This window comes from Aquimarina hainanensis (genome assembly GCF_042684685.1).
Lineage (GTDB): Bacteria > Bacteroidota > Bacteroidia > Flavobacteriales > Flavobacteriaceae > Aquimarina > Aquimarina hainanensis.
Genome location: NZ_JBHULX010000003.1, coordinates 282,759 through 292,107 on the forward strand (window position 1 = coordinate 282,759; position 9,349 = coordinate 292,107).

8 protein-coding genes are annotated in these 9,349 nt (G+C 34.6%); 1 reads left to right on the forward strand and 7 read right to left on the reverse strand.

The window, feature by feature from the left end; genetic code table 11:
• Positions 1-25: 25 nt before the first annotated feature.
• The 4 genes from purL to ACFSTE_RS05440 all read right to left on the reverse strand — a co-directional run bounded on the left by purL (position 26) and on the right by ACFSTE_RS05440 (position 5,955).
• Complete coding sequence (purL, locus tag ACFSTE_RS05425) at positions 26-3,700, reverse strand: phosphoribosylformylglycinamidine synthase (protein WP_378258912.1); 3,675 nt, start codon at positions 3,698-3,700, stop codon at positions 26-28.
• Positions 3,701-3,843: 143 nt separating this feature from the next.
• On the reverse strand, positions 3,844-4,284 hold the full coding sequence (locus ACFSTE_RS05430; RefSeq protein WP_378255539.1) for a hypothetical protein: 441 nt from the start codon (positions 4,282-4,284) through the stop codon (positions 3,844-3,846).
• Positions 4,285-4,286: 2 nt separating this feature from the next.
• Positions 4,287-4,583: a hypothetical protein gene (locus ACFSTE_RS05435; RefSeq protein WP_378255537.1), complete on the reverse strand. Its 297-nt coding sequence runs from the start codon at positions 4,581-4,583 to the stop codon at positions 4,287-4,289.
• Between the two features lie 160 nt (positions 4,584-4,743).
• A complete protein-coding gene (locus tag ACFSTE_RS05440) occupies positions 4,744-5,955 on the reverse strand; it encodes an RsmB/NOP family class I SAM-dependent RNA methyltransferase (RefSeq protein ID WP_176029754.1) in 1,212 nt (403 codons plus the stop codon).
• Between the two features lie 155 nt (positions 5,956-6,110).
• Here ACFSTE_RS05440 and ACFSTE_RS05445 point away from each other — a divergent pair, with 155 nt between their 5' ends.
• Entirely contained in the window at positions 6,111-7,169 is a 1,059-nt protein-coding gene (locus tag ACFSTE_RS05445; RefSeq protein WP_378255534.1) for a WD40/YVTN/BNR-like repeat-containing protein, read from the forward strand.
• A 162-nt stretch (positions 7,170-7,331) separates the two neighbouring features.
• On the opposite strand, the gene ACFSTE_RS05450 is transcribed toward ACFSTE_RS05445, so the two are convergent.
• The 3 genes from ACFSTE_RS05450 to ACFSTE_RS05460 all read right to left on the reverse strand — a co-directional run bounded on the left by ACFSTE_RS05450 (position 7,332) and on the right by ACFSTE_RS05460 (position 8,892).
• Positions 7,332-7,778: a Spy/CpxP family protein refolding chaperone gene (locus ACFSTE_RS05450; protein WP_176029756.1), complete on the reverse strand. Its 447-nt coding sequence runs from the start codon at positions 7,776-7,778 to the stop codon at positions 7,332-7,334.
• A 66-nt stretch (positions 7,779-7,844) separates the two neighbouring features.
• Positions 7,845-8,366, reverse strand: a complete 522-nt coding sequence (locus tag ACFSTE_RS05455; RefSeq protein ID WP_378255532.1) for a hypothetical protein — start codon at positions 8,364-8,366, stop codon at positions 7,845-7,847.
• A 31-nt stretch (positions 8,367-8,397) separates the two neighbouring features.
• Positions 8,398-8,892, reverse strand: coding sequence for an RNA polymerase sigma factor (locus ACFSTE_RS05460; RefSeq protein ID WP_176031135.1), 495 nt, complete (start codon positions 8,890-8,892; stop codon positions 8,398-8,400).
• Between the last annotated feature and the right edge of the window lie 457 nt (positions 8,893-9,349).

The window sequence follows — 9,349 nt, forward strand, 5'->3', positions numbered from 1 at the left end:
TATTTTTATTCCTCTGTAGCTCAGTTTATTCCTCTTGCCTTTTCTCAATCCACACTTTGGCATTTACAAATGCTTCGAGCCATGGAGACACTTCGTCTTTTCTGTTTTTTGGGTAATTTGCCCAATTCCACTGGAAAATTGATCGTTCTATATGAGGCATCATTACTAGATGTCGCCCACTGGTATCTGTTAGCATAGCTGTATTGTAATCAGAACCATTAGGGTTTGATGGATATCCTTCGTATCCATATTTAGCAACGATGTTATATTGGTTTTCTTCTAATGGGAAATGAAACTTTCCTTCTCCATGAGATATCCATACTCCCAGGGTACTTCCTGCCAGAGAGGATAGCATCACAGAATTGTTTTCTTGTACCTTAACAGAGGTAAAGGCACTTTCGTGCTTTTTGGAATCATTATGAAGCATTTTCGGTTTTTCTTCATGATCAGGATTTATCAATCCTAATTCTACAAAGAGCTGACACCCGTTACATATTCCTACAGATAAGGTATCTTCTCTTTTGAAAAAGTTATCTAAGGCTGTTTTTGCTTTTTCGTTATACAAGAAAGCACCTGCCCATCCCTTTGCAGAGCCAAGAACATCACTATTCGAGAATCCTCCAACAGCTCCAATGAATTGAATGTCTTCCAGAGTTTCTCTTCCTGAAATAAGATCTGTCATATGTACGTCCTTTACATCGAAGCCAGCTAAGTACATCGCATTGGCCATTTCTCTTTCAGAGTTACTTCCTTTTTCTCTGATAATGGCGGCTTTTGGTCTTTTCTTACTGGTGGCAATTACGGGTTTTTTTCCTGTAAAATTAACAGGGAAATCGAATTGTAATGGCTGTTGGTAATAATTGTTAAAACGATCTTCAGCTAATCCATTAGCAGTTTGCTTTCTGTCCAATAGGAGAGAGGTTTTATACCAGATTTGACGAAGAGAGACAATATCCAGGTTGAGTGCATCTTTTTGATTTTTAATGACTAAGGATGCCTCAGAGGTAACATTTCCTATTTTATGGAATGTAATACCTTTTTTCTGAAGAATAGTTTCTATATTTTCTCCTGCAGCACTTTGGAAAACAATTCCTGCATTTTCAGCAAATAAAAGTTTCGTAGTATCTTTTTCCTCAAGTGTTGATAAATCTAATGTTGCTCCTATGTTAACATTTGCAAAACAAAGTTCTAATAATGTAGTGATTAACCCTCCTGAAGCAACATCATGTCCTGCTACAATTTTGTCATCTTTTATTAATTCTTGTATTGTATTAAAGGTATTCTTGAAAAAAGCAGCATCTTGTATACCAGGAGCTTCCGATCCAATTTTATTTAATACTTGTGCAAAAGAAGATCCTCCTAGTTTATGAGATTCCTGAGATAAGTTGATATAATAAATAGCTCCCTGATCTTTTTGTAATACAGGTTCAACTACTTTATTGATATCATTACAATTTGCAGCAGCTGAAATGATAACAGTTCCCGGAGAAATAACTTCTTCATTCGGGTATTTTTGTTTCATCGACAAGGAGTCTTTTCCTGTAGGAACATTGATTCCCAGTTCTATGGCAAAATCAGAAATTGCTTTTACAGCTTCATATAGTCTGGCATCCTCTCCTTCGTTTTTACAAGGCCACATCCAGTTCGCTGATAAGGAAACAGATTGTAACCCATCTTTTAGAGGCGCCCAGACAATATTGGTCAGTGCTTCTGCTATAGAGTTTTTGCTTCCAGCTTTTGGATTGATAAGCCCTGAGATAGGAGAGTGCCCAATACTGGTTGCAATCCCTTCTTGGCTGTTGTAATCCAAAGCCATTACCCCACAGTTATTTAAAGGGATTTGTAGAGGTCCTACACATTGTTGTTTGGCTACTTTTCCACCAACACAACGGTCTACTTTATTAGTTAACCAATCTTTACAAGCGACAGCTTCTAATTGTAGAACTTGCTCTAGATAGTGCTGGAAGTTCTCATTAGTATAGGTAATGTCTTTATAGTTATAAGCGACTGTTATGTCTTTCATAATGGTTTTAGGAGAACTACCAAACATATCATCTAGCTCCAGATCCATTGGTTTGTCTCCTTTTGTAGCTGATTCGAATGTAAATCTGTGATCCCCGGTTACATCTCCTACCTGATACATTGGAGAGCGTTCTCTGTCAGCAATTCGTTGTAGGGTATCTATATCTTTTTGACCAATGACCAGCCCCATACGTTCTTGAGATTCATTTCCGATGATCTCTTTTGCAGAGAGTGTAGGATCTCCGACAGGCAGTTTATCCAAATCAATTTTACCTCCGGTTTCTTCTACGAGTTCGGATAAACAATTTAAGTGTCCTCCGGCTCCGTGATCGTGTATGGAGACAATTTGATTAACATCACTTTCTACCATTCCCCGGATAGCATTTGCGGCTCTTTTCTGCATTTCCGGATTAGATCGCTGGATAGCGTTTAATTCGATTCCAGTACTAAACTCTCCGGTATCTGCTGAGGATACGGCGGCACCTCCCATTCCGATACGGTAGTTTTCTCCTCCGAGTATTACAATCTTATCCCCGGATTCTGGTGCTTCTTTTATGGCTTGTTCTGCTTTCCCATATCCGATACCTCCCGCTTGCATGATTACTTTATCAAACCCTAGTTTGCGGGCATCCTCTTCATGCTCAAATGTCAATACAGATCCTGTAATGAGGGGCTGTCCGAATTTATTTCCAAAATCAGAAGCTCCATTAGAGGCTTTGATAAGAATATCCATAGGGGTCTGATATAGCCATTTTCTTTCTTCTACAGCTTGCTCCCATGGGCGGTTTTCTTCTAATCGGGAATAGGAGGTCATATATACAGCAGTTCCTGCTAGTGGTAAAGATCCTTTTCCTCCGGCTAAACGGTCCCTGATTTCTCCTCCAGAACCAGTTGCAGCCCCATTAAATGGTTCTACGGTGGTCGGAAAATTATGTGTTTCGGCTTTTAAAGAAATAACACTATCAAACTCTTTTTCTTCGTAATAATCAGGTTTATCAGCACTTTTTGGAGCAAACTGAGTAACTCTGGGTCCTTTTATAAAAGCTACATTATCCTTATAAGCTGATACAATATCATTAGGATTTGTTTCAGATGTCTTTTTTATCAGTTTGAATAAAGAAGTCGGTTTTTCGTCTCCATCAATAATAAAAGTACCGTTGAATATTTTATGTCTACAATGTTCTGAGTTTACCTGAGAAAACCCGAAGACTTCTGAGTCGGTTAATTTTCGACCTATTTTTTTAGCGACATCTTCCAGGTATTCTATTTCTTCATCACTTAGTGCTAACCCTTCTTGTGTATTATACGCAGCAATATCATCAATTTCTAAAATTGCTTCCGGTGAGATATCGATCGTATAGATATCCTGATGTAGGTTACTGTACTTCTGAGACAACATCGGATCATAGTCTTCAAAATCTTTTTCTACAGCCTGAAATTCTTCAATTCGTATAATTCCATCAATTCCCATATTCTGAGTTATTTCTACAGCATTTGTACTCCAGGGAGTTATCATTGCTGCGCGGGGACCAACAAAAAAAGCGTCAATAGACGCTGCAGATATTTTTGGCTGGTTCCCAAATAACCAGGTCAATTTTGTACTATTTTCAGGAGTGATTTCCGAAGCCGATTGAACAGCAAATACTTTTTCTTTTGAGTTTCCGAAGAAATGAATCATACCTCGATGTTTGAATTGTTTAATTTGCCGCAAATTTACTCTTTTTAAAACAAATTAATATCATATTAACAGGGATAATAAAAGAGTTATCCACGCTATTTTTAACAATTAAAAATAGCGTGGATTGTATTTGGTCGAACGATTTAACTATTTACAGTGTTTTCAATTTGATTTTTCTCAGATTGAGGTATGTTTTCCTGTAATAATGAGATTACTTCTTTCAAGTCTTTATCTTCTAATAATACTTTATGAAACTTAAATTTTTTCTCTTTATTATTATTGGTTTTATAGTAGATTATGAATACTTTTTTCTCTATTAGTACTGATTTGATAGTATCATACGGAATCATTGTCTTAGAAGCGATAAGCCCTTTTTTAAATTCAATATATTTGGGAAATACTTGTACAACTTTTAGACTTTTATTGGCAAAACTCATCACCAGAAAAAGAGTTGCTAAGCCAATTAGCGAAGGTTGCCCAGATAACATAAAAATTCCAGCTCCGAGTACTAGAGCTACAACGCCCAAGATTGCTTGTTGATTTGTGAGTTTTTTCTTTAAAAAATATTGTTTTACAGGATTCATGTTTATGATAGTGATTTTAATAATTCTTCTTCTTTTAATTGATCTAATATTTTTCTAGCTCCTAAGACTCCAATTAATCCGGCAGGTACAAATGGGGCACTGCTAATAAGTATCATCCAGGCTCCAATTTTGGTTTGATTGAATTGTAAAAAAAGAATCCCTAAGCAATTAATAATCATAAAAGGAACCATTATCCAGAATAAAAAAGTGGCTTCTTTCTCCGAAGAAAAATAAAAGAAACAGGCTAATAGAGTTTGAATAACAAACCAGAGGATGATAAGTGCGTTTAGTGATTTCATAATACTGTTTTTATTTTGAAGCAAAATTAAGAGCAGTACACTTTTCATAAAACACCTGATACCGTATAAAAAAGCCCCCTGAAAAAGGGGGCAAATGTTATATGGTAGTTATTTAAAATAATAGCACCTTAATAAGACGATAGTTGTAATCTTCTATAGTCTATTCTTTTTTGGTTAGAAGTGCCATATAAAATCCATCAAATCCGGATTCATGAGAAAGTATTTTTTTATCCGAGACAAAAGAGAAGTGTTCTCCTGCTTCGGATTGCAAAAAGTTTTTGACTTGTTTTTCATTTTCTGAGGGCAAAACAGAGCATGTCGCATAGACTAATTTTCCTCCAGGTTTAACCATTCTGGAATAACTACTTAGAATCTCTTTTTGTGTTTGTCTGATGGTATCTAAGAATTCAGGTTGTAATTTCCACTTAGCATCAGGGTTACGTCTGAGTACCCCTAATCCACTACAGGGGGCGTCGATTAAAACACGATCCGCTTTACCGATGAGTTTTTTTATGTCTTTACTAGATTCGATCACCCTTGTTTCTATATTATGAGCTTTTGCTCTTCGGGCGCGCCTTTTTAATTCTTTTAGCTTATTGCCATAGATATCCATGGAAATAATCTGACCTTTGTTTTCCATGAGGGCGGCAAGATGTAATGATTTTCCTCCGGCACCAGCACAGGTATCGACTACTCGCTGTCCTGGTTTTACATCCAGAAATGCAGCTACTAATTGAGAAGAGGCATCCTGAACTTCAAAAAAACCATTTTTAAAAGCTTGTGTAGAAAACACATTTGCACGTTCTGTTAGCTGTAATGCATCAGGATATGTTTTGATAAACTCTGTATCTATAAGTTCATCTTCTAATAAACTTCTTACTTTCTTTTTATCACCGACTAAGGTATTGGCTCTAAGAACGACAGGAGCTTGTTTATTGAGGGCAGCTATTTCCTTTTCCCATTTACCTTTTAATTCCGTTTCTCCTAAGGTGTCTAACCAATCAGGAATTGATTCCCGATATTTTCTGATCTTACTCAGCTCATCAAATTTTCCTTTGATTCTTCTGGTAGGTGTTGGAGCTATTTGTTTCCAGTCAGGAAGTGTAATTCCTCGTAATGTAGCCCAGACAGCAAAAATACGCCATAGATTTTCTCTGGAGTAAGGCTCTTTTACTTCTGCTATTTCTGCATATAATCTTTTCCAGCGAACGATTTCATAAACGGTTTCTGCAATAAAACTTCGATCTCTTGCTCCCCATCGCTTATCGCGTTTTAGCAATTTTTGAACTATTTTATCAGCATATTCTTCTTCATTAAATATTTCATGTAATCCGTCGATAACGGCAAAAACAAGATTTCTATGTAGTCTCATTGTTATTTTCTTAAAGGGCGACAAAGGTAGTTTTTTGTGTTTTAAATAATATTATATTTAGAAAAAATTATAGAGAATCGTTTAAAAGAAAGAAAAAAAGATTCAAAGGCGCTCTTTATAACTGAAATTATAGTTGTTTTTTAAAATCGTAGGAGATGAGATATTATATAGTGTTTTTAATTATGTGTAGTGTTAGTATTGAAGGAATAACAGCACAAAGTAAAAAAACGGAACATACTTTTTCTTCCGTTTCTATAGAAACAGTATTAGAAGATTCCATTAGTATTCGTGCGATAACAATAGATTCCAGAGGGCTTATCTATGCAGGAACAGAAGGGAAGTACGGTTTTATTTCTTTTGATAAGGAAGAAAGAGTAAAAAGTTATCATAAATCCATTTCCTGGAAGGGGAAAAAGCTACATTTTAGAGCCATTGCGGCAACAAAAGAAGATTTTTTTATTTTGAGTATTGAATCACCTGCCTTATTGTATAAGCTGTCTAAGAAAACAGGAGAAGCATCATTGGTCTATAAGGAAGAACATCCAAAGGCATTTTATGATGCAATGGCTTTTTGGAATGACAAAGAGGGGATCGCTATTGGAGACCCTACAGATAAGTGTTTATCAGTTATTATTACCAGAGATGGAGGACAAAGCTGGAGAAAAGTTTCTTGCGAGGTATTTCCTAAAGCTGTAGAAGGAGAAGCAGCATTTGCAGCTAGTAATGGAAATATCAGCATTATAGATGATCAGGTATGGATCCTCTCAGGAGGAGGAGCTTCCAGAGTGTATCATTCTTCTGACAAAGGGGGGCACTGGAGCGTTTTTGATACGCCAATTACTCAGGGAATACCAACTAAAGGAGGCTATTCTTTAGATTTTTATGATAGGAATACAGGAATTATATATGGAGGAGATTACACAACTCCTGATACTAATCAAAAAAACAAAGTAGTGACTAAAGATGGAGGAAATACGTGGACATTGGTGGCCGATGGAGAAGGTCCCGGGTATAGAAGTTGTGTGCGTTATATTCCTAACTCTGAAGGAAAAGGGGTTATAGCAGTAGGCTTTAAGGGAATATCGGTATCTGGTGATGGAGGAAAAAGTTGGAAAACAATTAGCGATGCTTCCTTTTATACGCTTCGATTTATAACGGATACTATTGCATATGCAGCAGGGAAGGGGAGAATTGCTAAGCTATCCTTTGAATAAGAAATATTATTTGTAAAAGTTGTTAAGCACATATTTGTTTGTTGAGTGAGGTTTAAATGCATTCGCACTGATGTCTAACTATTTTATAGTAATTTCATTGGATGATATTGGACTTGCCTCATATGTCTTTACAATAGAGGACTAAATATGTGCTTGATGATGTTATCTAGGTTTTCGTCTTCGATGCTTTAATTCTTGCATTAATCGTCTGTGGAAGTCCCTTTCTGCTTTAATTAATAAGACAATTTTTTTACTGGTCAGAATGGGGCGTAATTCTTTCATCATTTTCTGTCTAGCAGCAAATTTTTGTTCTTCTAAGCTGATATACTTAGTTACAATGTTATTTGCCGTTTCCTCATCCAGAGATTCTATTGATTGTTGCTGATTTTTTCTGTGGATAGTATTTATTTCACGTCTTAGCTTTTCCATAGATTGTTCGTGTTCATTGTAAACAGGCCAAAACTTTTGCGCTTCATTCGTGGTAAGATCTAAAGCTTGCGTAATGTGCGCGATTTTCATCGATTTTATTTTTTCTTTATATCCTTTTTGAGCATAAGATCCTATGGTCAAAAAGAAAGAAAAACAAAGGAGTATAATATTATTTTTCATGTGTTTATAGGGTTGTTTTAGGAGTCAGATAGATTTTTGTTAATCAATTTAATATATAAGTTTCTGCTAATCCAGATAGATGTTATCATCGTCTAATTCTTCCTCAGAAAGGTATTCAATTAATGATTCATCATTAATTTGCAGTTCTTCAATAAAACTAATTTCATCAGTATCATCAATCATCTCTGCAATATCTGTGTAGCTTATATCTATGACATCTTCTAATAAATAATTTTGAATATCTGCAATATCTAATGAATTTATAGTTTCTTTGGGATTATTATTTGTATAAATAGTTATTAGTAATGCTATCATAGCGGCAATACTACTAAATAAGAAGATTTTTCTTTTTGAGAACAAAGATATGACCTTCGTCTTTTTTGGAGTAGCTGTTACTGTATTTAAAATTTTATTTTCTAAAGTGTCAAAGTATGTTTCAGGAGTTTTGAATCCGGTAGAAAGATCTATTGGTATTTCATTCGACTGTTGATGCTCGATAGCATCAAAAAGCTTCGTGTCAAACTCTTCAAAGTAGTTTTTAGGAACTTTAAAAGGATTTGTATTGGTATGTTGTTTTTTGTTTTTCACTATAAATTAGACAAGATATTATAAGAAAGGTTTAATGATTACGTAAGAAAGTTTCTATTTTTTTTGAAGCGATATGATAAGAAGCTTTTAGAGCTCCTTCACTGGTTTCCAAAATTTCGGAAATTTCTTTATACTTTAATTCCTGAAAGTATTTCATATTGAATACTTGTTGCTGCTTTTGCGGGAGTGTTGCAATTGCTTTTTGTAATTTTAATTGTATTTCGTCTCCGTCATAATATACATCTGATTCTAGGTTCTGTGCTAATTGAAGGTGCAACTCTTCATTAGAAATATTAAGTTTTTTCGCTTTTTTGTTTAAAAAAGTAAGGGATTCATTCGTAGCAATTCTATACAACCATGAATATAATTTACTATCTCCTTTGAACTTTTTAATGTTGTGATATACTTTAATGAATACATTTTGTAAAACATCATCAGTATCATCGTGATTCTTCACCATATTTCTAATATGCCAATATAACCTTTGTTTGTACAAAGTAACTAAATGGGAAAAAGCGGAGTGCATTGAATGATCCGTTTGTAATGCTTCTAATAATTGTTTTTCATTACGATACTCCAAAAGTAAATTTGTTTAATAAGTTAAAGTACGATTTTTAGTTTAGACTTTTTTAATAGGGAATAGTTTAAATTGAAGTACTTTTTTTTCTTTAAACACAATTTTTAAAAGAATTATTTATGAATTTGGTACAATACTATGGAGATATGTATGAATAATTCAATATATAAAAAGTAGTATTTTTCTTACTTTACATGGTTTTTTGTTAAAAAATGACGTTTAATTGTAGTTTTTTTAGATAAAATACATTTTTTGTTTGGTGGAATAAAAAAAAAGACTATCTTTACACCATAATTAAGAATTATATGTTTCATTTCCCCCAAGATGAAATTTTTATAAAAAGTGAGTTTTAATTTTAGATTAAGCCCCTAAATTAAGATGATTTGTGTGAAGAGAAAGAGTGCAA